This window comes from Blautia sp. 210820-DFI.6.14 (genome assembly GCF_020558815.1).
GTDB classification, from domain to species: Bacteria; Bacillota; Clostridia; order Lachnospirales; family Lachnospiraceae; genus Blautia_A; species Blautia_A obeum.
The window spans coordinates 15469-39504 of sequence record NZ_JAJCKS010000016.1 but is presented as its reverse complement, the minus strand read 5'-3'; the positions used below and the strand labels follow the sequence as shown (position 1 = coordinate 39504).

The window sequence follows — 24036 nt, the reverse complement described above, 5'->3', positions numbered from 1 at the left end:
CATTTCACTCTCAAAATTATAAAAAGCCGTTACCCTGTCAGAATATCTCTAACACAAGATAACGGCTTTTGCTCATTTCTCTTATTTCAATAACGAATCTTTCTGGTCTCACCCTTCAGGTATCTATATTTAATATAATGAAGCAGCTTTTCTTCACCATGATCATTCAAAATCCTGAGAAGTGCTTCCAGTTCTTTATTGGTCTGAGGATGAATAAACCAAAGTTTTTCCTTACTCTTCAGAAAATACTCCAATGGCTGGCTGTCATTGTACGCATCCCCAAGATAGTTCCTGGATGCACTGATCCGGTCCATGACCATTTCTGCCACATATTTGCGCGGCATCTGCGCTCCCATGATCACATGCTCGCCATCATTTACAGAATAATCTACCCAATGCTCAAAATGATGTTTATTTCTCCCTTTGTGATGGAGCCATGAAGTTGATACTCCAATGTCTTCTCTCTCTGCATTATTCGGGCTTCTCGTCCCCTGATAGTATTTACAGCCAACCAGAAATTCTGTCGGTGAATATTTTGACAGGTCATGAAGCAGGCCCTGTTTGTAAAGTCCTATGCGAAAACAATATTTCATTACCAGCAGTTTATGCCTCGTTATTGTCTTGAAGTGCAGCCATGGATGCATGCCCTGATTCCTCCCGCTTTGCGATCAGTACCACGATCGTACGTGGATTGATCTTAATTGATTTTTTATATGTTTCTTCATATTCTCCAAACCACTGCTCTGGTGTCTGCCCGGAAGTATCCGCAACCTTTTTCCAGCCCAGTCCGTCAGGAAGGTTCGGAAGTGCAATATTTCGTTTTTCCCAGTGAAAATTCATTCCTATATAAATAAAATCATCTGCATTTCCATTTTCATTCTCTGCATAAGAGCCGCAGTACATCACGCCCAGAAGGCGGCTGGTATTATCACGGTTAAGAAACCATGCACGTTCCCCATGTACAGAAATATCCGGAAATCCCTTCGCCATGTAATCCACTCCACGCATTTCCTGTGGCATATGAAGGATTGGATGTTTTTTTCGGAAAGCAATTGCTTCCTTTACAAAAGAGGAAAGATTCTCCTGCTTCTTCGCATTTTTCCAGTCCGTCCATCCTACTGCATTATCCTGACACCATGCATTGTTGTTTCCCGCCTGTGAATTGGCAAATTCATCACCACCATAGATCATTGGCGTCCCCTGACTCAAAAGCAGCATCAGAAACGCATTCCTCATCTGCTGCTCACGCATTTTGCGAATTACCTGTTTGCGTGTTGCTCCCTCAATGCCACAGTTCCAGGAATAATTAAATTCACTGCCATCACGATTGTCCTCGCCATTCGCTTCGTTATGGCGATAATTATATGCCACTGTATCATACAGCGTAAACCCATCCTGATTTGCCATATAATTGATAGTTCCAAAAGAGCCCGTATTCCTTCGCACATGAAATTCTGCCCCTGAGATCATGCCTTCATCACTCTTAAGAAATCTTCTCATATCCTGCTTAAATCCTGCATTATATTCTGCAAGCATATTTTCCGTATCTGCATTGCCCGCGATCTCAGAAAACATTTTCTTTGTCCCATAAAGAATCGGATCCTGTTCAAGGACTTTCTGATGAACGCCATCTCCCATAAGATGAAATCCATCCACATGATAAAACAGTTTCCACATCCAGAGGGAACGCACTACCTGCAATGACGGCGTATTCTCCGGGAAATACATCTCCATGATACACTCGATTCCTGCCTGATGCAGTGCATGGACCATATCACGAAACTCCCGATCCGGTTCCCTGGTCGCACAGTAAGATGCTTTCGGCGCAAAATAAAATCCCTGTGCATATCCCCAGTAATTTATCCTGTCATCTTTTTTTGAACGGACTGCCATAATGCCCACCGTCTCTTTGCGTGTACATTCCTGAAACTCATATGCCGGCATCAGTTCGATTGCATTGATTCCCATCTCTTTCCAATAAGGAATCATCTCCACAAGTCCTGCAAAAGTACCTTTTTTTCTAGGCGAAAGTTTCGCCTGCTTTGTGTACCCACGTACATGAACTTTGTATAAGATCATTTCATTATATGGGATTTGCGGTGCAGTATCTTCCTTCCAGTCATACTCTTTTTCCGAAAGGAACCCACAGCGTACAGCATGTTCATCCTCTGATACCGGTGCTCCAAATTTCTCACGTCCGCGTATTACCCTGGCAAAAGGGTCCTGCATGATTTTTCCGGCCGCCCGGAAATTATATTCATATTTATCTGGTTTTAATCCAGATATCAGTATTGCGCACATTCTGCCTGTCCGGTGTTCTTCTGTAAAAGGAATTTCCACCTCCGGCAGCGCAGCACCCTTGCGATATAACACCAGTGACGCGGATATGCCACAGGGGATCTCCACTGCAAAATTTATTCCTGCGGTTTTCCTACTGACACCAGGATTTACAGGATCTCCCTTGTATGCACGTATTCTGTTCTGTTTTTCCATTTCCGATTCTCCTTGTAACTTTTGTATTTACTTCAAATCAATATCCAATTCGATCGGACAATGGTCTGATCCCATGATTTCCGTGTGAATTGCTGCTCCCTGCAGCTTTTCTTTCAAAGATGGAGAAGTTATAAAATAATCAATCCTCCATCCGGCATTCTTTTCACGTGCTTTAAACCGATAGGACCACCAGGAATAAATTCCCTCTTTATCCGGATAAAAGTAGCGGAATGTATCTATAAATCCACTCTCAAGCACTTTTGTAAAACATGCACGTTCCTCGTCTGTAAATCCGGCATTCTTTCGGTTTGTTTTTGGATTTTTTAAATCAATCTCCTCATGTGCCACATTCAGATCACCACAACAGATCACCGGCTTGCTCTCCTGTAATTTCAGAAGATATGCAAGAAAATCCCTTTCCCATTCCATACGGTACTCCAGACGTCTTAATTCACTCTGAGAATTTGGAGTATACACAGTTACAAAATAAAACTCCTTAAATTCCAGTGTGATCACACGTCCTTCCTTATCATGTTCTTCAATTCCGATACCATTTTTCACAGAGATCGGCTCTTTCTTTGTAAATACCGCAGTTCCTGAATAGCCACGTCTGTTTGCATAATTCCAGTACTGATGATAGCCCGGAAGTTCCAGTTCCACCTGACCCTGCTGGCATTTCGTCTCCTGAAGGCAGAAAATGTCCGCATCCAGTTCTCTAAATCTATCTTCAAATCCTTTTGTGATACAGGCTCTGATTCCATTTACATTCCATGAAATACATTTCATTGTCTCATTTACTCCTTCAAATCGATCAAATGTCTGATATTTCTATTATACATGATTCATGAATCAGTTTAAACACATTTTTTTATTTTCGAGCTTTTTCGTTGTATTCACTGCTATTATCTGTTAAAATGGAATGACAACGAATACAAAGTGAGGATTATCAAATGAGTGATGAATTCAAAAACGGAACCTGTGCACCCAGCGACTGTGCTTCCTGCGGACTGGACTGCGGAAACACTTCTCCGGAAAGTCACAACACCATTACACTGACGCTGGACGATGACACTGAGATCGAATGTGCAATTCTGACCGTATTTCCAGTAGAAAAGCAGGAATACATTGCGCTGTTGCCGCTGGACGAAAATGGCCAGAATCAGAGTGGAGAGGTATATCTTTATAAATTCTCCCGTACAGAAACAGGAGATCCAATTCTTGCCAACATCGAAAGTGATGATGAATATGCAAAAGCTGCAGAGGCTTTTGACGTTGTTCTTGACAATGCACGTAAGGCAGAAGCCGCCGGAGAACCTCTGGAATAAAGATTTCCATAAACAATCAAATTTTTCTGCAAAATAAGCAAAACAAAATGGAGATTTAAGCCATATCGGCCTGAATCTCCATTTCATTTTGCTTATTTTATCTCTATAACAATTACTAATTCTTATTTTTTCTCGGTAGTACTTCCAAATCCGCCATTACGGATTCCGGTAGCTTCATCATCTACAGTAATACCATACTCAACAAAAATTCCCTGCATAAAACCTGTTCCGGCCTGAATATTCACAGTTTTACCTTCATTACTGTCATTGGTAATCTTCGCAAAGATATGACCTTCATTATCAGAATAAAAATAATCACTGTCAATGATACCTACTGTGTTATTCAGCTGCAGACGGAATTTAAATCCCAGTCCACTTCTCGGGTAGCATTTCAATACCCAGTCCTGCTCCATTTCCACACGGACTCCCGTTGGAATCTTGGCTGTTTCACCCGGATTCAGTACAATATCCGCAGGTGCAAAGAAATCATATCCTGCACTTCCGGCTGTTGCCCTTACAGGAAGAGAAATTTTCTCATAAGTGTCCTGTATTTCTTTATCATCCGCTGCCGGGAATGTATCTTTCCAGTCCTTTGCAAACTGCTCCGGACTTACTTTATGAAATTTTGCAATTCGTTTCATGCTGCCTCCTGTTTATTCGCCTGTTCCTGCTCTTTAATTATCACAATGCAGAACGACTTTGCCTTCACGAAGTGTAGAAGGAACATCTATCACACGCTGATTGGATGAGCCCTTCCAGCGAAGAGAAGTATCTCTTTTATCAATCTGAAATTCACCGTCCACACAGACATCCAAATACTGTACAATCTCTTCATTACAGATTTCTTCCCATAAGGAACCTGTATACAGCCAGATCGTCTTATTTGGATATTTCTCACGAATTTTTTTTGCGAAAGCAGTAACCGTAGAAATATTGGATGGATGCAGCGGATCACCTCCCGAAAAAGTGATGCCGCCGATATAATCCTTATCCAGTTCTGTAAAGATCTCTGCTTCTTCTGCTTCCGTAAACGGAAGGCCTCCGTTTGGATCCCAGGTGATCGGATTCTGGCATTCCCGACAGCAGTGATTGCAGCCGGCAACCCAGAGTACTACCCGAAGTCCGTCTCCGTTCAGCATATCATCCTTGGTTATATTATGATATCTCATAGTTATACTTCTTCCGGTACATCCTTAATACTGAAGCTCATTCTTCCCATCTTGTCTTTACCCATGCAGATAACTTTTACCTTATCGCCAAGCGTCAGAACATCTTCTACACGATTGATTCTGTGATCACTGATCTTGGAAATATGAACCATTCCTTCTTTGCCAGGAGCAAACTCAACAAATGCACCAAATTCTTTAATGCTGACAACTGTACCTTCAAAGATCTGTCCTGCTTCAAAATCAGTTGCAATTGTTTTGATCATTTTCTTTGCTTCATCCATACCATGCTGGTCAACGCCACAGATAGATACTGCACCTTCATCTGTGATGTCGATCTGAACACCTGTACGTTCGATGATTGCATTGATCGTTTTTCCTCTCTGTCCGACTACATCACCGATTTTCTGAGGGTCGATCTGAATCTGTACGATCTTCGGCGCATATTTGTTGACATGATCACGAGGAGCTGCAATGCATTTCTCCATAACTTCTGTAAGAATATATTCTCTTGCTTCTTTTGTTCTGCGGATAGCTTCTTCTACGATCTGTCTTGTCAGACCATGAATCTTGATATCCATCTGAATTGCAGTGATACCATCATGTGTACCTGCAACCTTAAAGTCCATATCTCCAAAGAAATCTTCCAGGCCCTGAATATCTGTCAGAACGATGTAGTCATCATCTGTAGCGCCTGTTACCAGGCCACAGGAAATACCTGCTACCGGTTTACGGATCGGCACACCTGCTGCCATCAGAGACATCGTAGATGCACAGATACTTGCCTGAGAAGTGGAACCATTGGATTCAAAAGTCTCAGATACTGTACGGATCGCATATGGGAACTCTTCTGCTGACGGAAGTACTGGAACAAGAGCTCTCTCTGCAAGTGCACCATGACCGATCTCACGACGTCCCGGTCCTCTGGATGGTTTTGTCTCACCTACAGAATAAGACGGGAAGTTGTAATGATGCATATATCTCTTGGATGTTTCAAACTCATCAAGTCCGTCAATTCTCTGAGCCTCAGAAAGAGGAGCCAGAGTTGTCATTGTGCAGATCTGAGTCTGTCCACGTGTAAACATGGCAGAGCCATGTACTCTTGGGATGATATCAACTTCTGCAGCCAGCGGACGAATCTGCGTGATCTGACGTCCATCCGGACGTTTGTGATCTTTAAGGATCATCTTACGAACAGTCTTCTTCTGATACTGATATACGGCTTCGCCAAGAACAGCCAGCCATTCTTCATTATCTGCAAATGCATCCTGAAGTCTTGCTGTGATCTCACGGATATTTTCTTCTCTTGTCTGCTTGTCATCTGTAAAAACAGCTTCTTCCATTTCTTCCGGAGGCACAATCTTCTTAATTGCTTCAAACAGTTCTTCCGGAACTGCACAGGAAGCATACAGATGTTTTTCTTTACCACATTCAGCTACGATCTTGTCGATAAAACGGATGATCTCCTGGTTTACATCATGTGCCTTATAGATTGCTTCAATCATAGTATCTTCCGGAACTTCATTTGCACCGGCTTCGATCATGATGACTTTTTCTCTTGTGGAAGCAACTGTCAGCTGAAGATCAGAAAGTTCTTTCTGAGCCAGAGACGGGTTGATAACGAATTCACCGTCGATCAGACCTACCTGTGTAGTTGCACACGGTCCGTCAAACGGAATATCAGAAATGCAGGTTGCAATAGAGGAACCAAGCATAGCCGGAATCTCCGGATTGCATTCCGGATCTACAGACATAACCATGTTGACCAGAGTTACATCATTTCTGTAATCCTTCGGGAACAGAGGACGCATCGGACGGTCAATAACACGGGAAGTCAGGATTGCATGCTCACTTGCCTTTCCTTCTCTCTTGTTGAATCCTCCCGGGATTTTGCCTACGGCATACATTTTTTCTTCGTATTCAACGCTCAGGGGGAAGAAATCGATTCCTTCTCTTGGCTCTTTGGATGCTGTTGCTGTGGAAAGTACAGTTGTGTCACCATAATGCATCAGGGCTGCACCATTTGCCTGCTTTGCAACACGACCAATATCTACAGTCAGTGTTCTGCCGGCTAATTCCATAGAATAACTTTTGTACATATTTTTTCTCCTTTAAATTCTGTGTTGATTATTACTGTTCACAGCAACCAGGTCATTCAGAAGCCCGAAACAACTGAAAAAGCCATTGCAATCAATGGACTTTTCAGTAGTCTCGGAAATAACTTCTTTTTTCCTGTCGCTATAAACCTATAAAACTGCAACATGTAAAAATGGGGCGGATGGTTATCCGCCCCGTCCGCATACTAATTATTTTCTTAAACCTAATTTTTCAATCAGTGCACGGTATCTTTCGATGTCTGTTTTCTTCAGGTATGCCAGAAGTCCACGTCTCTGACCAACCATTTTCAGCAGACCACGTCTGGAATGATGATCTTTGTGATGTGTCTGTAAATGCTCTGTCAGTTCCTGAATTCTTGCTGTAAGAACTGCAACCTGTACTTCCGGTGATCCTGTGTCACCCTCGCATCTTGCATATTCTTTCATGATTGCCTGTTTTTTTTCTTTTGAAATCATTGTGATTTCCTCCTTAAATAAAATATAATAATTAATGAACCGCCACATATTAAGAAACGGTTGGAGATTCCAATCTCTGAATATGGGCTGAATTACACCTCGACTAGTATAGCATAAAACATGCAGCATTGTAAACAACTATTTTTTGCCGAATGATAAAGTTTTTACCAGCTCTTTTTCTTCCTGAAACCAGTTCTTTCCGGACTCAATATCTCTGCGGATCTGTGCCTTCAGAGCCTCAAAAGAAGTGAACTTCTGTTCCGGACGAATATATTTATAAAAATCAACTCTACATTTCTGCCCATAAAGATCCAGATCACAATCAAACAGATTTGTTTCTACTCCAAGGAAATTCTCTCCGACTGTTGGTTTATATCCCACATTCGTGATTCCCGGATAATCTCCATCCTCAAGATGCGATACTGTCACATAGACCCCATTCGGAGGCATCAGCTTCGACTTCGGTGGAATGATATTCGCTGTTGGAAAAAAATCCCGATGCCCCATTCCTCTTCCATGTTCAATGACCCCTGCCGTGAAAAACGGACTTCCCAGAAGATCTGCAATCTTTTCCATATTTCCTTTTTTCAGTTCTTCACGGATATAAGTACTGCTGATCTTACGGTTGCCTTCCATTTCTTTTGCAATCACAATTGTTTCGTAGTCGTATTTTTCTCCATATTTTTCCAGAAGCTCCGGAGATCCCTTGCGCTCATGACCAAAACGGAAATCTTCTCCCACAACCACACAGGAAGCCTGAAGATCCCCTTTGAGTATCTGTCGGATAAAAACATCTGCTTTCATATGCTTTATCTGATCATTCAGAGGACATTCCAACAGTATGTCCACGCCCATTTTTTCCAGAAGTATACGACGTTCTTCTGAAGTAAGGAGCGTCTGTCTGTCGGAAACAAACGCCATGACCACTGCCAGTTCTCCATATTCTTTTTTTCTGTTCAGGATCGTCTGAATCAGTTTCCTGTGACCACGATGGATTCCATCGAATTTTCCAAGTGTTACCGCACAGTGGCTGAACTTTGGAAACTGTCCTTCAATCTTTACGTATTCCATATTGTGCTGTTACTCCTGACTTTTATAGCTCACCCGGAGCCTATAAAAACATTTTCTGTGGCTGATAGCGTTTTTTCACCTCATCCCACTGGTAAATTCCCTTGAATCCACCCTGGCTGTCACACATACGCACCCAGCCTTCTTTGTGCTCTCCTCTGACAAATCTCTCAGCAAGCGCATTTCCATTTTCCAGAAGGCGGTCGCCTTCCCGTGTACAAAAAATTTCCGGATAATCCTTCAGGACCTGCCCGATACTGATCACCCGGTCTCCAATTGTACCATTTCTTACCGCTTCCTCAACCTGCGCAAGTGTCATACTATCTTCCCAGACAAAATTCCCGGATCTGGTGCGAAGCAATTCTTCCATACAGCCGCCACATCCGAGTTTCTGTCCGATGTCATGACATAATGTACGGATATATGTTCCCTTACTACAGGTCACAGAAAATCGCACATATGGAAGCTCTATCTTTTTAATCTCAATCTCATAAAACTGTACAGCACGCGGCTTTCGCTCTACTGTCTTACCTTCACGGGCCAGTTCATAGAGTTTCTTCCCATCTACTTTCAGAGCAGAATACATCGGTGGAATCTGCTGCTGTTCCCCCAGGAAACTCCTGATCACCGTACGTACCTCTTCTTCTGTTACTTCGACAGGCTTTTCTTCAAGAACCGTTCCTGTCATATCCTGGGTATCTGTTTCCAGCCCCAGATGAAGAAGTGCCTCGTATGTTTTCTGTTTTTCCGTCAGAAGATCAACCAGCTTCGTTGCCTTTCCGAGAACGACCGGAAGCACACCTTCTGCTTCCGGATCCAGTGTCCCGGTATGTCCGATTTTCTTCATATGAAGGATTCCACGGAGTTTTGCAACAACATCAAAAGAAGTATATCCTTTTTCCTTACAGATATTCAATACGCCATCCATTATGCGTTCTCCTCTTCTGTCAGCTGTTTTTCAATTTCTGCTGTAATATTATTGATCACATCATACATAGAGCCCTGCAGGTCACAGCCCGCTGCTCTGGTGTGTCCACCGCCTCCAAAGAAGACTGCCACCTTGCTCACATCTACCCTGCCATTGGAGCGAAGGGATACTTTGAATGACTGTGTCTCCAGCTCATAAATAAAGATTGCTACTTCCACGCCTCGGGTAAGTCGGAGCTGACTGACAATGCCATCCAGATCGCTTCCTGTCACGCCATAAAAATCCATATCTTTCTTTCGAAGATATCCGATGATGCATGTACCGTTCTGAAGAAGAATACTTTCTGCAAGAACTCTTCCCATAACCTGATTCTGGATATATGTTTTCTGATAAAAAGATTCATCTATGATCCTGCTGAACGGGATTCCCGTCTTCATCAGTTCTCCTGCAATCCTCATGGTTTCCGGTGATGTAGAAGAATACTGAAAAACGCCTGTATCATGGATCATTCCTGTATAAACAGCCGTTGCAACCGCAAGATCCACTTTATCCGGATCCAGAATTCCATACAGTACTTCACAGCAGGAGCTAACCTCTCCACGGATATGATTCACATCTGCAAATCCCGAATTGCTCACATGATGATCGATGCATACTGTTTTCTTTGCATGCTCAAACAGATTGTCAGCAAGCGCCAGACGGTCTCTGGCACTTACATCACAGGTAATAAAAAGATCGAAGATTCTTTCTTCTTCCACTTCTGTTTTTATTTCATCGATAGATTCAATATGTCCGAAGATCGGCTTCGGATGGTCCAGATAAACATTCACATCAATATCCGGAAAATACTTTCTGATATACAGATACAGAGCCATACAGGAGCCGACACAGTCGCCATCCGGACGGATATGTCCACCGATTCCGACAGTTTTCACACCTTCCAGCACTTCTGCTATATTTTTCATGAACACACCTCTTACTCTTCCTCAGTCTTCCCTAAAGAAGCATCTCTTCTGGCAACATCATCAATCAGTTTTGACATATTCACACCATACTCAATCGATTCATCAAGAATGAAACGTATCTCCGGTGTATTTCTCAGATTGAGATTTTTTGCAAGTTGTCTTCTGATATATCCCTCTGCCTTATTCAGGACCTGGATCGTTGCGTCCTTTGCTTCTTTGTTGCCCAGGACACTGATAAATGCCTTGCAGGTCTTAAGATCAGGCGCAACTTCCACAGCCATGACTGAAGTCATTGGATGAATACGAGGATCTTTGACTTCATTTCTGATGATCGTACTGAGTTCTTTCTGAACCTCACCATTGATCCTTGTATTCTTAATACTGTTTTTTCTCATTTATGATTCACTCCTATCTCGGTATTTCCAATTACCTTGGCACTTCTACCATGATATAAGCTTCTACTTTATCTTCTTCTTTCACATCGTTGAATCCGTCAAATACAAGACCACATTCGTATCCTGCTTTTACTTCTTTAACATCATCCTTGAAGCGCTTCAGAGAAGCAAGTTCACCTTCGAATACCTGCTCGCCTTCACGTGTAATACGTACCTTGCAGTTTCTCTGGAAAATACCATCCAGAACATAACTTCCTGCAATTGTACCGACACCTGAAGCTTTGAACAGCTGACGAACCTCTGCATGGCCGATAACTTTTTCCTCGTATACCGGATCAAGCATACCTTTCATAGCAGCTTCCACATCTTCGATTGCCTGATAAATAACTTTGTAAAGACGAAGATCTACGCCCTCCTGATCAGCCAGCTGTTTTGCCATAGCATCCGGACGAACATTGAATCCGATAATGATCGCATTGGATGTAGCTGCCAGAGATACATCAGACTCATTGACAGCTCCAACACCGCCGTGGATCACACGAACAACAACTTCTTCATTGGACAGCTTGGTCAGACTCTGTTTAACAGCCTCGACAGAACCCTGTACGTCTGCTTTAACGATGATCGGAAGCTCTTTGAGGTCACTTGCCTGGATCTGATCAAACAGGTTATCCAGAGAAAGTTTGCCTTTTGTTTCTTCAAGCAGATGTTTCTTGTTTTCAGTAACGAATGTAGCTGCAAAGCTCTTGGCTTCCTTATCGCTCGGGAATGCCATCAGGATCTCACCTGCATTCGGAACATCACTGAGGCCAAGGATCTCAACCGGTGTAGAAGGGCCTGCTTCTTTGACACGTCTGCCTCTGTCATCCATCATTGCACGCACTTTACCACTGCATGCGCCTGCTGCAATAAAGTCGCCTACATGAAGTGTACCTTTCTGTACAAGAATTGTGGCAACCGGTCCCTTACCTTTATCAAGCTGAGCCTCAATAACAAGACCTCTTGCCGCACGATTCGGATTTGCCTTGAGTTCCAGTACCTCTGCAGAAAGAAGGATCATTTCAAGCAGTGTATCGATTCCCTCTCCTGTATGGGCAGATACCGGTACAAAAATAGTACTTCCACCCCAGTCTTCCGGAATCAGTTCATATTCGGAAAGTTCCTGTTTTACTCTTTCCACATTTGCACTTGGTTTATCGATCTTGTTGATTGCAACAATGATCTCAACACCCGCTGCTTTCGCATGGCTGATTGCCTCAACAGTCTGTGGCATAACACCATCATCTGCTGCAACAACAAGTACTGCGATATCTGTGGAGTTTGCACCACGCATACGCATTGCAGTAAATGCTTCATGTCCCGGTGTATCCAGGAATGTGATCTTCTGTCCATTGATCTCAACTACAGATGCACCAATGTGCTGTGTGATTCCACCTGCTTCCCCTCTGGTTACATGTGTATCACGGATTGCATCCAGAAGAGATGTTTTACCATGGTCAACGTGACCCATGACACAGACTACCGGCGGTCTCGAAACCATATCCGCTTCATCTTCTTCGTCTTCTTTCAGAAGTTCTTCGATAACGTCTACTTTCTCTTCCGGCTCTGCGATAATATCATAATCCAGTGCGATCTCCTGTGCTTTTTCAAAGTCGATCTCATGGTTTACCGTTACCATAGTTCCTTCCAGGAACAGTTTTTTAACGATTACAGACGGCTGCATCTTCATAGCTTCTGCGAGCTCACGGATTGTCATTTTCTCCGGAAGTGTGATTTCTTTTACTTCTGGTTTCTTCTCTTCCTGTTTTGGCTGAGGAGTCGGTTTCTGAAGAGCTTTCGGAATTCTGGAAAGATTTCTTCTTCCACCCTGGTTCGGTCTGTTATGACCTGCACCGGATTTCTCAAAGTCTTTCTTTTTGTTCTTATTCTCTCTGTCACGCTCTCTCTTGCTGTCTTTGGATGTTTTTGTCAGTTCTGGTGTAAATACAGCGTCATTCTCTCTTCTTCCGCCGCCATTTCTCTGTCCGCCACGGTTGTTTCCGCCAAAGCGTCCTTCACCTCTGTTATCCGGTCTTCCGTTTCCGCCCTGTCCTGGTCTTCCCTGGCCACCCTGCTGCGGGCGTCCACCCTGACCTCTCATCGGACGGCCATTTCCATCACCCTGACGTGCCGGACGACCTTCACCCTGTGGTCTGGCCGGACGATTTCCGTCACGATTCGGACGACCCTGTCCATTATTTCCATTGCGATCAGAAAATCTTTTTTCTCCGCCACGGAAATCACGGTTTCCTCTGTTATCTCCACCACGATTGTCACGGCCTGAATCTCTTCCGTCACGATTATTCTGGCGGTTCTGTCCTCTGTTATTATTGTAACCGGACTGTTCCTGTCTCTGCGGTCTTGCAGAATTGTTCTGTACCGGTGCTGCCTGTCTGATCTCTGTCGTTTTCTTTGTCTCCGGAGTCTCAGACGGTGCCGCTGCCTGCGGTTTCTTTGGTGCTGCTTCTGCAGCCGGTTTCTGCTGTACCGGTTCAGCCGGTTTTACAGCCTGTGGTTTCTGCTGCGGTCTTGCAGCCGGTTTTTTATCTGATGCCGGACGTTTCGGTCTGTTTTTGCCACCGTCACTTGCATTCTGTGCGTGATATACACGAATAATATTTTTTTTCTTTTTGGGAGCCTCTGTCTTCTCTGCTTCCGGTTTAGTTGTTACCATTTTTTCATCTGTTCTGGAATTATCCACGTTGGTAATCTGCTCCTTTCCCCTTTGTGATAAATGTTCTTTTATTCTGGCAGGTTCATGCTCTCTGCTCTTCGGCACATTGATTCCTCCTTTACGTCAATGACTTCGGATCTTGCTGATTCTGGATCACACTGTTTACATTTACTGTTCCATCTTCTCAAGTTCTTTCAGCATTGCTTTCGCAAAGTTCTCATCCTGTACCGCCAGACTGGCACGAAATTCCTTGCCGCAGAATTTTCCCAGTTCCTCTTTATCCGCGAGGAAATATACCGGTACTTCGTAAAACTCACACATATTACGGAATTTTTTCTTTGTATTTTCGGATGCGTCTGCCGCAACCAGTACCAGAAAACCTTTTCCGCTCTTCACAGATTTCTCTGTGGAGAATTCTCCGCTGGCTATCTTACCTGCTTTTGTGGCAAGCCCCAGCAGTGATAAAACTTTATTGTTGTTTTTCAATATCGTTTAACTCCTTTTTCAGGTCTTCATAGACCTCATCCGGTATTGCGGTCTTCAGTGACCGTTCCAGTCCCCGGGTTTTTACGGCTTTTTCCAGACATTCCTGGGAAAGACATACATACGCACCTCTTCCGTTTTTTCTGCCTGTTGCATCAAGCACGATCTCATTCTCCGGAGTTCTCAGTACACGGATCATTTCTTTCTTACTTTTCATTTCTCTGCAGCCGGTACACTGGCGCAGAGGTGTTTTATTCTTTGTCTTCATAGATTATTCTTCAACAGTAGTTTCTTCTGAAACTTCCTCTGTTTCTTCAGTCTCTGTTTCTTCTGACTCTACAGCACCTTCTTCACTGTACTCCTCTTCGTCGTAGTACTCATCCTCGTCATCATAGTCATACAGTTCTCCAGACTCTCTTGCCTGAGTCTCACTCTTGATATCGATCTTAAATCCGGTCAGACGAGCCGCAAGACGTGCATTCTGTCCTTCTTTACCAATTGCAAGAGACAACTGATAATCCGGAACGACTACCAGTGCAGTCTTTTCATCCGGATCCGCCATAACAGCGATAACCTTTGCCGGACTCAGTGCATTTTCAATCAGGATTGCCGGGTTTTCATCCCAGTTGATGATGTCGATCTTCTCACCACGCAGTTCCTCTACGATGGAATTGACTCTTGCACCGTTCATACCAACGCATGCACCTACCGGATCTACATCCGGATCATTGCTCCATACAGCAATCTTGGTACGGGAACCTGCTTCTCTGGCAATACTCTTGATCTCAACAGTTCCGTCTTTCACTTCGGCAACTTCAGATTCAAACAGACGTTTTACAAGTCCCGGATGTGTTCTGGACAGAAGGATACGAGGTCCTTTCGGTGTATCTTTGACTTCAAGGATATAAACCTTGATTCTTTCTGTAGGCTCAAATTCCTCACCTTTCACCTGCTCATTCTCACTCAAGATACCGTCTGCCTTGCCAAGATTTACACTGACATTTTTGCCCATTACACGCTGTACGATACCTGTGACAACTTCTTTTTCCATTCCATAATACTGATCATAAAGGACTTTACGTTCTTCCTCACGGATTTTCTGAAGAATTACGTTCTTTGCATTCTGCGTTGCAATACGGCCGAATTCTTTAGAATGGATCTCAACTTTGATCATATCTCCCAGTTCTGCATTTGTATTGATTTTCTGTGCATCCACCAGGGAAATTTCCAGTGCCGGATCATCTACGAATTCCTTTACTTCACGTTCTGCGTAAACGCTGAAATCACATGTTTCCGGATTGATCGTCACATGCACATTATCTGCTTTACCAAAATGGTTTTTGCAAGCCTGGATCAGGGACTGCTCAATCGCACCCAGTAATGTATCCTTGCTGATGTTTTTTTCTTTTTCCAGGATATCCAGGGCTTCCATTAACTCTTTGTTCATTTTTGTTATTTCCTCCTATTTTATCAAAGCATATCTGAATCGTATTTAAAACTCAATTGCCAGACGGATCAGGGCAATATCCTTTTTGTCAAATGTGCGTAACTGCCCGTCCTCATCGATCGTCACACTGCTTTCATCATATGCATTTAAAATCCCACAGAATTCTTTCTGCTTTTCGATTGGACGATAGGTCCGGATCTCTACCAGTTTACCCATGCTTCTGGCAAAATCCTTCTCCTTTTTCAGTGGTCTGTCAAGACCCGGCGAACTGATTTCCATGATATAGCTGTCTTCAATAAAATCGTTCTCATCCAGTTTATCACTGAACGCTCTGCTGACTGCCTCACAATCGTTAACAGTAATTCCACCCGGCTTGTCGATATATCCACGAAGATACCAGTTTCCTGCTTCCTTCACATATTCTACATCTACCAGTTCGAATCCCTGGCCCTCAACGATCGGTGCCAGCAATGCTTCTGCTTTCTGTTCATATTCATCCCGTCTGCTCATATTTCCACCTGCCTTTCGCACATCCGGAGCATCTCGCAAAAAGAGTGGACCGAAGTCCACTCTCTTGTTGTCCGTTATCATGTTAACCTCATTCTAGCACCTTACTTCCGGAAAAGCAAGGTTTTTTTTATATCCTCGGCTTTATGCCCTTCGTATCCCGCTTTGCAAGCCGCACTTTATTCAGTGCATATTCTTTATCATGATAGGAAATCGTATATTCCTGATGACCTGCCAGAAGGTATGCATGCTCCAGATAATCATCGTCTGCCAGTTTCATGCCCCGCACACCAAGTGCAGTTTTCTTCATTGTCGAAACTTCTTGTGTCAGGAATCGCAGGAAGCAGCCTCCATGGCTCTGGAGCACAATCTGCTCCATCTCGGAAGCACTGCCAATAAAGATCAGTTCATCTTCATCCGCCAGCTTTGTTGACGCGATCGTTCGTTTAGCCACATCAAATTCCGCACCTTCTACCAGTTTGCACATAGAAGTCTTTGTCACAAACAGCAACCTGTCTGAACGCAGTTGTCCTACCGGTGCCACATAAAGCATGCGTTCCTTGGAACTGTCATAATTACTGAGATTGTCCACCGGTGTTCCCTTGTCGCGGAAACGGCCAAGCGGTATATCAACGGCTTTGATCGTATGCATCTTGCCTGTATCTGTAAATATACAGATCTTGTCTGTATTCATACAGTTGAATACATATTTATTTTCATTATGAACAGCTTCTTTGTTTCGCTCATAAGCATTTTTATCTATAAGCTTCATATAACCAAAGCGATCCATCAGGAAGCAGACTTCCATCTCTTCCATCTTCTTCTCTTCATAGACAGCTTCTTCTGCATTTTCAATCGCTGTACGGCGTTTTCTTCCGTATTCTTTCTTGATGGCGTCCATGTCTTTGATGATCACGGCCGCCATGGAATCATAATTGTCCAGGATATCTTTATAAAGAGCAATGTTTTTCATCGTCTCTTCATGCTCAGCCTGCAGTGCTTCAATTTCCAGACCGATCAGTTTATACAGACGCATATCCAGAATGGCATTTGCCTGACGTTCTGTAAAAAGAAGTTTTGCAGCAGCCTTCTCACTGGCTTTTGACTTGAATTTAATTCCCTCTGTAATTCCTTCTACCAGACATTTCTTGACCTGTTCACGATTCTTACTGCCACGGAGGATCTCAATGATCAGGTCGATCACATCACACGCTTTGATCAGACCTTCCTGAACTTCCTGTTTTTCCAGTTCTTTGTCCAGCAGTGTGTGATATTTACGTGTTGTGATCTCAAACACAAAATCAACGTGATATTCAATAATCTGCTTCAGGCTTAATGTTTCCGGTCTGCCGTCAGCAACTGCCAGCATATTTACGCCAAACGTATCTTCCAGACGCGTTTTCTTATACAGCATATTGGTCAGATTTTCCACATCGGTATCTTTCTTAAGTTCCAGTACGATACGGATGCCTTCCTTGGAAGACTGATTGGAGATATCTACGATATCTGTTGTCTTCTTTGTTTCTATAAGAGATGCCACGTCATTCAGGAACTTGCCAATGTTTGCTCCCAGCATGGTATATGGAATCTCCGTAATGACAAGCTGTTTTCTTCCGCCTTTGAGTTTCTCTACTTCTACTTTTCCACGCAGGCGGATTTTGCCGCTCCCTGTCTCATAGATCTTATGGAGATCATCTTTATTGACCACAATACCTCCGGTCGGAAAATCCGGCCCTTTGATGTATCGCATCAGTCCTTTGACACTGATCGTGTTATCTTTCATATATGCTTTGACAGCATCGATGACTTCCCCTAGATTGTGTGGTGGAATACTGGTTGCCATGCCGACCGCAATACCATCTGCACCATTTACCAGAATGTTCGGGATGCGCACCGGAAGTACCGATGGTTCTTTTTCCGTCTCATCGAAGTTCGGAACAAAGTCCACTACATTCTTATCAAGATCACTCAAAAATACATCCTGTGTCAGTTTTTCCAGCCGTGCCTCTGTATAACGCATGGCAGCTGCGCCGTCACCCTCGATTGAACCGAAGTTACCATGTCCGTCTACAAGTGTTCTGCCTTTTTTGAAATCCTGTGTCATAACAACAAGTGCGTCATAAATGGAACTGTCACCATGTGGATGATATTTACCCATGGTATCACCGACAATACGTGCACATTTACGATACGGACGGTCATAGCGGATTCCCAGTTCATACATATCATACAACGTTCTTCTCTGTACCGGTTTCAGACCGTCACGCACATCCGGAAGAGCACGGGAAATGATAACACTCATTGCATAATCGATGTATGATTTCTGCATAATTTCCGAATAATCGGTACGAATTACATTTTCCTGTTTTGTTTCCATATCTTATCCCACCTTATACATCAAGTTCTGCATCGGCTGCATGCTCGTAAATAAATGCCTTACGCGGCGGAACTTCACTACCCATCAGAACTTCTGTCACATTGGATGCAAGACGTGCATCTTCTATCTCTACGCGTTTCATTCTTCGAGTCTCAGGATTCAACGTGGTCTCCCACAGCTGTTCTGCATCCATCTCTCCAAGACCTTTGTATCTCTGCAAAGTAAAGCTTCCCGGTTTATGTGTCTTACGATATTTTTCAAGTGCTTTATCATCATACAGATATTCTTCCGGTCCCTTTTTCGGCATTGCCTTATAGAGTGGCGGCATCGCAATATATACATGGCCTTCATAGATCAGTTCCGGCATAAAACGATAGAACAATGTCAGAAGCAGTGTGGAAATATGCGCACCGTCAACATCGGCATCCGCCATGATCACGATCTTGTCATAGCGAAGTTTGCTTATATCGAAATCATTTCCATATCCTTCAGAAAATCCGCATCCAAATGCATTGATCATAGTCTTGATCTCCGCATTGGCAAGCACTTTGTCAATGGTTGCTTTTTCAACATTCAGAATCTTGCCCCTGATTGGAAGGATTGCCTGATAATTACGGTTACGGGCTGTTTTTGCAGAACCGCCTGCGGAATCTCCCTCTACGATAAAGATCTCACACTGTGACGGATCCTTTTTCTCGCAGTTGGCAAGTTTTCCATTGGAATCAAATGAATATTTCTGTTTTGTAAGAAGATTCGTTTTGGCACGTTCCTCTGTCTTACGGATCTTCGCTGCCTTTTCCGCACAGGAAAGAATCGTTTTCAATGTTTCAAGATTACGGTCAAAATACAGGACCAGTTGCTCTCCCAGTACTTTTCCTGTTGCCTTGGCTGCATCCTGATTATCCAGCTTTGTCTTTGTCTGACCCTCAAAGCGAGGTGCCGGATGCTTGATTGATACGACTGCCGTCATTCCATTACGGATATCCGCACCGGTAAAATTCGGATCTTTATCTTTGAGAATACCGATCTCTCTGGCATACGTGTTCATAACTGTTGTAAATGTTGTCTTAAATCCGGTCAGGTGTGTACCACCTTCTGCATTGTAGATATTATTACAGAATCCAAGAACATTCTCACGGAATTCATTTGTATACTGAAAAGCAACTTCCACCTGAATCCCATCTGCTTCTCCTTTGAGATAAACAGGTTCATGAAGCGCCTCTGTACTGTGATTCATGTCACGGATATAGCCCACAATACCCTCCGGCTCATGGTACTCTTCTTTGACCGGCTCTGTTCCACGCAGATCTTCAAAAATGATCGTCAGCTCCGGATTCAGATAAGCAGTCTCATGAAGACGGCTCTTAACATCTGTAGCAGAAAAACGTGTTTTCTCAAAGATTTCCGGATCCGGCAGGAAATTGATGCAGGTTCCGGTCTCTTTTGTCCTGCCAAGTTTCGGAAGAAGTCCGTTCTCCAGTTCGATCGTAGGAATTCCACGTTCATAGTGGTCATGATGTACATATCCATCACGGCTTACCTTGATATCCAGATAAGTAGAAAGTGCATTCACAACGGAAGATCCGACTCCATGGAGCCCACCGCTTGTTTTATAAGCAGAATTGTCAAATTTACCACCTGCATGAAGTGTCGTAAATACCAGACGTTCCGCAGACATCCCTTTCTCATGCATATCCACCGGAATTCCCCGGCCATTATCTGTTACGGTACAGGAACCATCTTTTTCCAGCACCACATGGATCTGACTGCAGTATCCTGCCAGATGCTCATCCACTGCGTTATCAACAATCTCATAAATCAGATGATTCAGTCCTTTTCGAGAGACACTTCCGATATACATACCAGGACGTTTGCGGACTGCTTCCAGTCCTTCCAGAACAGATATGCTCCCCGCATCATAAGTTTCCTTTTTTGCCATGGCTCTTTTCCTTTCTTTCATATTTCCATCTTCAAACATTTGTTCTATATCATACATGATTTGTCCGTAAAAAGTCAAATACTATTCTTTTATGATTTTCGGGCAAAAAAATAACCCGAACCAACCGTTCGAGTCATCTTATTGTATATTTAGAGCAGCCAGTACGGGAATCGAACCCGTGTTTTCGCCGTGAGAGGGCGACGTCTTAACCCCTTGACCAACTGGCCTTGCGTCAACCGACTTGCTTAGTATATATCAGCTTATCGGAAAATGCAAGCCTTTTTTTAATTTTTTTTAAAAATTTCAAAAAAGCAGTTTTTTCGCTTATTTTAGCCCAGGTCTATCTTGAGATCACCCGGCTTGATAATTCCTCTGGCACGAAAAATCTTGCCGATCACCCATGTGATCAGAAGCGGAAGTACAAAGCAGATCAAAATCATGCCAATCCACTCAAACGCTCCTGTCTGGTATCCTTCCGGCATCTGTGTCCATCCGGTAACAACCCCGATTGGTCCTACCAGTCCGGAAGTACCCATTCCGGAAGAAATTGCCGGTCCGTTGTTTCTCATATGGAACACGCAGGTGGCAATCGGCCCTGTAATCGCAGAAGTAATCACCGGTGGCAGCCACAGGACAGGTTTCTTCATAAGATTCGGAACCTGGAGCATGGAAGTTCCAAGTCCCTGTGCCACAAATCCGCCAACTCCATTATCCGGAAAGCTTAGGATTGCAAAGCCAAGCATATGCGCACAACATCCTGCTGTCGCAGCTCCACCTGCAAGTGCCAGACCATTCCAGACTTCCATTGTCACACTGCCGTCAGCAAGTCCTGCAAGCACTGCTCCTCCACTGATTCCTACCGCAGCGCAGATTGCCGCTGAGCTGATTGGAAGTGTCAGCACGATTCCAACGACCACAGAGATGATCATTCCCATCCAGAACGGACGAAGATCTGTTGCCCATCCGATAAATGCTCCAAGTGCATCACAGATATTTTTGCAGACCGGTGCAAGAAGCATCGCAAGAACCACTCCAACAATCACAGTCACTGCCGGTGTCACTATGATATCTATTTTTGTTTCCTTAGATACCAGTTTACCGATCTCACATGTGATCACTGCGACAAAAAACACCGCCAACGGACCACCGGAACCACCAATTGCATTACAGGCAGCTCCGACCGCACACAGCGAATACATAACCAATGGTGGTGCCTGAAGTGCATGCCCAATTGCAAGTGCCATTGCCGCACCGGTCACGCTGGTCGCATAACCGCCAATCTCCAACAGCTTTTCTGACACAAAACTTCCCGGACACACATTCTGTCCGATCGTATTTATGATCGTACCGATCAGAAGTGACGCAAAAAGGCCCAATGCCATAGAGCCCATTGCATCAATGCCATACCTTTTGAAGGATATGATCACGTTCTTTCTTTTCAGAAAGCTTTCTTTTTCGTTATTCATTTTTTCTCTTTCCTCTCATTCATTTCTGATTCGAAAATCATTCTTCCGGATCAGCCACAGGTTCTGCCGGGATAAATACACGAGCATGTTTTTTCTCTTCATGCTTCTGTTTTTTGGCTTTTGCCTGTGCTTCCTTACAGAATTCCATCTGGGAATTCACAATAACCTTTCCTCTCTTGTCCTGTTTTTCATAAGTGCCGTCCGGCTGCAGAATATGCGCCTTTACATTATCACGGAATTCCAGATCCAGTACATGCAGGATTTCTTTCTTAATACGTTCATCTTCCACCGGAAATACAATTTCCACACGGCGGTCAAGATTTCGTGGCATCCAGTCAGCGCTTCCCATATAGATTTCATCAATTCCATTATTTTTGAAATAGAAAATACGGCTGTGTTCCAGAAATTCTCCAACGATCGAACGCACGTGGATATTTTCACTGATACCTGGTATACCGGTTCTCAGGCAGCAGATACCCCGAACAAGCAGATTGATCTGTACTCCACAGGAAGATGCATAATAGAGTGCCGCAATGATTGCAGGATCACACAGAGAATTCATCTTCGCCGTGATCTCCGCTGGTTTACCCTGTTTTACATGTTCTGCTTCCCGTTCAATCAGCTGCAGAAAACGGTTTTTCATCCAGATTGGTGCAACGATCAGACGATTCCATTTCTTCGGCTCCGAATATCCGGAAAGCATATTAAATACAGCCGTCGCATCTTCTCCAAAACGTTCATCACAGGTAAAAATACCACAGTCTGTATATAGTTTTGCTGTAGAATCATTATAGTTACCGGTTGCCAGATGTACATATCTTCGGATTCCTGTCTCTTCTCTGCGTACCACCAGTGTGATCTTACTGTGCGTCTTTAAGCCAACCAGTCCATAAATAACATGGCATCCTGCCTTTTCCAGCATTTTGGCCCAGACAATATTATTCTCTTCGTCAAATCTTGCTTTCAGTTCCACCAGAACAGAAACCTGTTTGCCATTTTCCGCCGCCAGCGCCAACGCTGCAATGATCGGAGAATGTCCACTAACTCGATACAGAGTCTGTTTGATTGCAAGTACACCCGGATCTTTTGCTGCCTGCCGTACAAAATCTACAACCGGATCAAAGCTCATATATGGATGATGCAAAAATACATCTCCTTCTCGGATCACCTGAAAAATATCTTTATCATTCTGAAATTCCGGAACCGGAGCCGGTGTATATTTCGGACTCTTGTATTCATCAAAGCCCTCCATTCCGTAAACCTTCATCAGCATAGTCAAATCCAGCGGACCCGGAATATTATAAATGTCTGTATCCTTAATCTCAAACTCTTCTTTAAGAATACCCAGAAGACGTTTATCCATCTTTTCTTCCGCTTCCAGGCGAATCACTTCACCCCACTGACGCTTTTTCAGCTGTTTCTGGATCTCAACCAGCAGATCTTCTGCTTCATCCTCGTCAATCGTCAGATCTGCATTTCTCATAATTCTGTATGGATGCGCACAGACTACATCATTACTCAGAAACAGCTTACCAATATTGCGCTCAATGATCTCTTCCAGAAGGATCACGGTTCTCTCACCGTTCTTTTCAGAAGGGATCTCTACGATTCTCGGCAGCACAGACGGTACCTGGACTGTTGCAAATTCCAGTTCTTTGGCATGCTTTTTGTTACTTTTCTTGGCGATCAGCGCACCGATATTCAATGTCTTGTTGCGGATCAGTGGGAATGGTCTGGAAGAATCCATTGCCATCGGTGTCAGCACAGGATATACGTTATCTTCAAAATAGCGATCCACGAATTCTGCCTGTTTCACTGTCAGGTCTTCATGTTCTGCTACAAGATGAAGGCCCACTTTTTCCAGTGCCGGAAGTACAGAACGGTTAAACGTGCTGTATTGCACACGTACAAGCTCATGTGTCTGGCTGCTGATTTCCTTCAGCTGTTCCTCCGAAGACATGCCTGCAATGTCTTTTTTCTTATAGCCTGCATGTACCTGATCTTTCAGTGATGCCACACGCACCATAAAGAATTCATCCAGATTGGAAGATGTAATGCTTAAAAATTTCAGCCGTTCAAATAATGGCAGACTTTTATCACGTGCTTCACTCAGAACACGCTCATCAAATTTCAGCCAGCTCAGTTCACGGTTCACATAGTATTCCGGTTTTTCATATCTGCTAAGATCCAT

Annotated in this window: 21 protein-coding genes and 1 tRNA gene; 1 reads left to right on the top strand and 21 read right to left on the bottom strand. The window is 43.8% G+C overall.

The genetic code is table 11. The annotated features are described in order from the left end of the window. Positions 1 to 86: 86 nt before the first annotated feature. From LI112_RS11845 to LI112_RS11835, 3 genes are read right to left on the bottom strand one after another with little or no spacing between them, the layout of a single operon-like run. Positions 87 to 644 carry a DUF5662 family protein gene (locus LI112_RS11845; protein ID WP_022388077.1) on the bottom strand — a complete coding sequence of 186 codons (558 nt, stop codon included), beginning with the start codon at positions 642 to 644 and terminating at the stop codon, positions 87 to 89. Further along, positions 604 to 2493 carry a hypothetical protein gene (locus LI112_RS11840; protein WP_005425067.1) on the bottom strand — a complete coding sequence of 630 codons (1890 nt, stop codon included), beginning with the start codon at positions 2491 to 2493 and terminating at the stop codon, positions 604 to 606. The genes LI112_RS11845 and LI112_RS11840 overlap by 41 nt, the downstream gene beginning before the upstream one ends. 27 nt (positions 2494 to 2520) lie before the next feature. Next, positions 2521 to 3279, bottom strand: coding sequence for an exodeoxyribonuclease III (locus LI112_RS11835; RefSeq protein ID WP_005425068.1), 759 nt, complete (start codon positions 3277 to 3279; stop codon positions 2521 to 2523). 164 nt (positions 3280 to 3443) lie between these two features. Between LI112_RS11835 and LI112_RS11830 the strand changes: the two genes are divergently transcribed. Next, entirely contained in the window at positions 3444 to 3818 is a 375-nt protein-coding gene (locus LI112_RS11830; protein WP_005425069.1) for a DUF1292 domain-containing protein, read from the top strand. Between the two features lie 122 nt (positions 3819 to 3940). Here the strand turns inward: LI112_RS11830 and LI112_RS11825 are convergent, their stop codons facing one another. The 18 genes from LI112_RS11825 to LI112_RS11740 form a co-directional block, all read right to left on the bottom strand. Next, positions 3941 to 4459: a deoxyuridine 5'-triphosphate nucleotidohydrolase gene (locus LI112_RS11825; RefSeq protein WP_005425070.1), complete on the bottom strand. Its 519-nt coding sequence runs from the start codon at positions 4457 to 4459 to the stop codon at positions 3941 to 3943. Between the two features lie 33 nt (positions 4460 to 4492). After that, positions 4493 to 4987: an anaerobic ribonucleoside-triphosphate reductase activating protein gene (nrdG, locus tag LI112_RS11820; RefSeq protein ID WP_005425071.1), complete on the bottom strand. Its 495-nt coding sequence runs from the start codon at positions 4985 to 4987 to the stop codon at positions 4493 to 4495. A 2-nt stretch (positions 4988 to 4989) separates the two neighbouring features. Continuing rightward, positions 4990 to 7083: a polyribonucleotide nucleotidyltransferase gene (locus tag LI112_RS11815; RefSeq protein WP_022388082.1), complete on the bottom strand. Its 2094-nt coding sequence runs from the start codon at positions 7081 to 7083 to the stop codon at positions 4990 to 4992. A 207-nt stretch (positions 7084 to 7290) separates the two neighbouring features. Beyond that, complete coding sequence (gene rpsO / locus LI112_RS11810; protein WP_015542977.1) at positions 7291 to 7557, bottom strand: 30S ribosomal protein S15; 267 nt, start codon at positions 7555 to 7557, stop codon at positions 7291 to 7293. Positions 7558 to 7695: 138 nt separating this feature from the next. Further along, positions 7696 to 8628, bottom strand: a complete 933-nt coding sequence (locus tag LI112_RS11805) for a bifunctional riboflavin kinase/FAD synthetase (RefSeq protein WP_138344147.1) — start codon at positions 8626 to 8628, stop codon at positions 7696 to 7698. 40 nt (positions 8629 to 8668) lie between these two features. Next, positions 8669 to 9553, bottom strand: a complete 885-nt coding sequence (gene truB, locus LI112_RS11800; RefSeq protein ID WP_138344146.1) for a tRNA pseudouridine(55) synthase TruB — start codon at positions 9551 to 9553, stop codon at positions 8669 to 8671. Then, positions 9553 to 10518, bottom strand: coding sequence for a bifunctional oligoribonuclease/PAP phosphatase NrnA (locus LI112_RS11795; RefSeq protein WP_005425082.1), 966 nt, complete (start codon positions 10516 to 10518; stop codon positions 9553 to 9555). Before LI112_RS11795 ends, truB begins: the two co-directional genes overlap by 1 nt. Positions 10519 to 10529: 11 nt before the next feature. Further along, a complete protein-coding gene (gene rbfA / locus LI112_RS11790) occupies positions 10530 to 10913 on the bottom strand; it encodes a 30S ribosome-binding factor RbfA (RefSeq protein ID WP_138344145.1) in 384 nt (127 codons plus the stop codon). 31 nt (positions 10914 to 10944) lie between these two features. After that, positions 10945 to 13626 carry a translation initiation factor IF-2 gene (infB, locus tag LI112_RS11785; RefSeq protein WP_227190792.1) on the bottom strand — a complete coding sequence of 894 codons (2682 nt, stop codon included), beginning with the start codon at positions 13624 to 13626 and terminating at the stop codon, positions 10945 to 10947. Positions 13627 to 13794: 168 nt separating this feature from the next. Continuing rightward, positions 13795 to 14112: a ribosomal L7Ae/L30e/S12e/Gadd45 family protein gene (locus tag LI112_RS11780; protein WP_022388945.1), complete on the bottom strand. Its 318-nt coding sequence runs from the start codon at positions 14110 to 14112 to the stop codon at positions 13795 to 13797. Beyond that, the gene (gene rnpM / locus LI112_RS11775) at positions 14096 to 14377 is read right to left on the bottom strand and encodes an RNase P modulator RnpM (RefSeq protein ID WP_005425089.1); all 282 of its coding nucleotides are present in this window, start codon (positions 14375 to 14377) and stop codon (positions 14096 to 14098) included. Before rnpM ends, LI112_RS11780 begins: the two co-directional genes overlap by 17 nt. 3 nt (positions 14378 to 14380) lie before the next feature. Beyond that, entirely contained in the window at positions 14381 to 15556 is a 1176-nt protein-coding gene (nusA, locus tag LI112_RS11770) for a transcription termination factor NusA (RefSeq protein ID WP_022388946.1), read from the bottom strand. 45 nt (positions 15557 to 15601) lie between these two features. Further along, entirely contained in the window at positions 15602 to 16066 is a 465-nt protein-coding gene (gene rimP, locus LI112_RS11765; RefSeq protein ID WP_055055652.1) for a ribosome maturation factor RimP, read from the bottom strand. Between the two features lie 127 nt (positions 16067 to 16193). Continuing rightward, positions 16194 to 18440: a DNA topoisomerase (ATP-hydrolyzing) subunit A gene (locus tag LI112_RS11760; RefSeq protein ID WP_227190775.1), complete on the bottom strand. Its 2247-nt coding sequence runs from the start codon at positions 18438 to 18440 to the stop codon at positions 16194 to 16196. 13 nt (positions 18441 to 18453) lie between these two features. Continuing rightward, entirely contained in the window at positions 18454 to 20379 is a 1926-nt protein-coding gene (locus LI112_RS11755; protein WP_138344143.1) for a type IIA DNA topoisomerase subunit B, read from the bottom strand. Positions 20380 to 20534: 155 nt separating this feature from the next. After that, a tRNA-Glu gene (locus tag LI112_RS11750) sits at positions 20535 to 20606 on the bottom strand. Between the two features lie 102 nt (positions 20607 to 20708). Then, positions 20709 to 21845: a PTS transporter subunit IIC gene (locus tag LI112_RS11745; RefSeq protein WP_005425098.1), complete on the bottom strand. Its 1137-nt coding sequence runs from the start codon at positions 21843 to 21845 to the stop codon at positions 20709 to 20711. Positions 21846 to 21882: 37 nt separating this feature from the next. After that, positions 21883 to 24036, bottom strand: coding sequence for an RNA degradosome polyphosphate kinase (locus tag LI112_RS11740; protein ID WP_227190774.1), 2154 nt, complete (start codon positions 24034 to 24036; stop codon positions 21883 to 21885).

Excerpts from the sequence above, each read along its gene's own strand:
- LI112_RS11845 (WP_022388077.1), bottom strand. The coding sequence starts at position 644 with ATGCATCCATGGCTGCACTTCAAGACAATAACGAGGCATAAACTGCTG.
- LI112_RS11840 (WP_005425067.1), bottom strand. The coding sequence starts at position 2,493 with ATGGAAAAACAGAACAGAATACGTGCATACAAGGGAGATCCTGTAAAT.
- LI112_RS11835 (WP_005425068.1), bottom strand. The coding sequence starts at position 3,279 with ATGAAATGTATTTCATGGAATGTAAATGGAATCAGAGCCTGTATCACA.
- LI112_RS11830 (WP_005425069.1), top strand. The coding sequence starts at position 3,444 with ATGAGTGATGAATTCAAAAACGGAACCTGTGCACCCAGCGACTGTGCT.
- LI112_RS11825 (WP_005425070.1), bottom strand. The coding sequence starts at position 4,459 with ATGAAACGAATTGCAAAATTTCATAAAGTAAGTCCGGAGCAGTTTGCA.
- nrdG (WP_005425071.1), bottom strand. The coding sequence starts at position 4,987 with ATGAGATATCATAATATAACCAAGGATGATATGCTGAACGGAGACGGA.
- LI112_RS11815 (WP_022388082.1), bottom strand. The coding sequence starts at position 7,083 with ATGTACAAAAGTTATTCTATGGAATTAGCCGGCAGAACACTGACTGTA.
- rpsO (WP_015542977.1), bottom strand. The coding sequence starts at position 7,557 with ATGATTTCAAAAGAAAAAAAACAGGCAATCATGAAAGAATATGCAAGA.
- LI112_RS11805 (WP_138344147.1), bottom strand. The coding sequence starts at position 8,628 with ATGGAATACGTAAAGATTGAAGGACAGTTTCCAAAGTTCAGCCACTGT.
- truB (WP_138344146.1), bottom strand. The coding sequence starts at position 9,553 with ATGGATGGCGTATTGAATATCTGTAAGGAAAAAGGATATACTTCTTTT.
- LI112_RS11795 (WP_005425082.1), bottom strand. The coding sequence starts at position 10,518 with ATGAAAAATATAGCAGAAGTGCTGGAAGGTGTGAAAACTGTCGGAATC.
- rbfA (WP_138344145.1), bottom strand. The coding sequence starts at position 10,913 with ATGAGAAAAAACAGTATTAAGAATACAAGGATCAATGGTGAGGTTCAG.
- infB (WP_227190792.1), bottom strand. The coding sequence starts at position 13,626 with ATGGTAACAACTAAACCGGAAGCAGAGAAGACAGAGGCTCCCAAAAAG.
- rnpM (WP_005425089.1), bottom strand. The coding sequence starts at position 14,377 with ATGAAGACAAAGAATAAAACACCTCTGCGCCAGTGTACCGGCTGCAGA.
- nusA (WP_022388946.1), bottom strand. The coding sequence starts at position 15,556 with ATGAACAAAGAGTTAATGGAAGCCCTGGATATCCTGGAAAAAGAAAAA.
- rimP (WP_055055652.1), bottom strand. The coding sequence starts at position 16,066 with ATGAGCAGACGGGATGAATATGAACAGAAAGCAGAAGCATTGCTGGCA.
- LI112_RS11760 (WP_227190775.1), bottom strand. The coding sequence starts at position 18,440 with ATGGAAACAAAACAGGAAAATGTAATTCGTACCGATTATTCGGAAATT.
- LI112_RS11755 (WP_138344143.1), bottom strand. The coding sequence starts at position 20,379 with ATGGCAAAAAAGGAAACTTATGATGCGGGGAGCATATCTGTTCTGGAA.
- LI112_RS11745 (WP_005425098.1), bottom strand. The coding sequence starts at position 21,845 with ATGAATAACGAAAAAGAAAGCTTTCTGAAAAGAAAGAACGTGATCATA.
- LI112_RS11740 (WP_227190774.1), bottom strand. The coding sequence starts at position 24,036 with ATGGATCTTAGCAGATATGAAAAACCGGAATACTATGTGAACCGTGAA.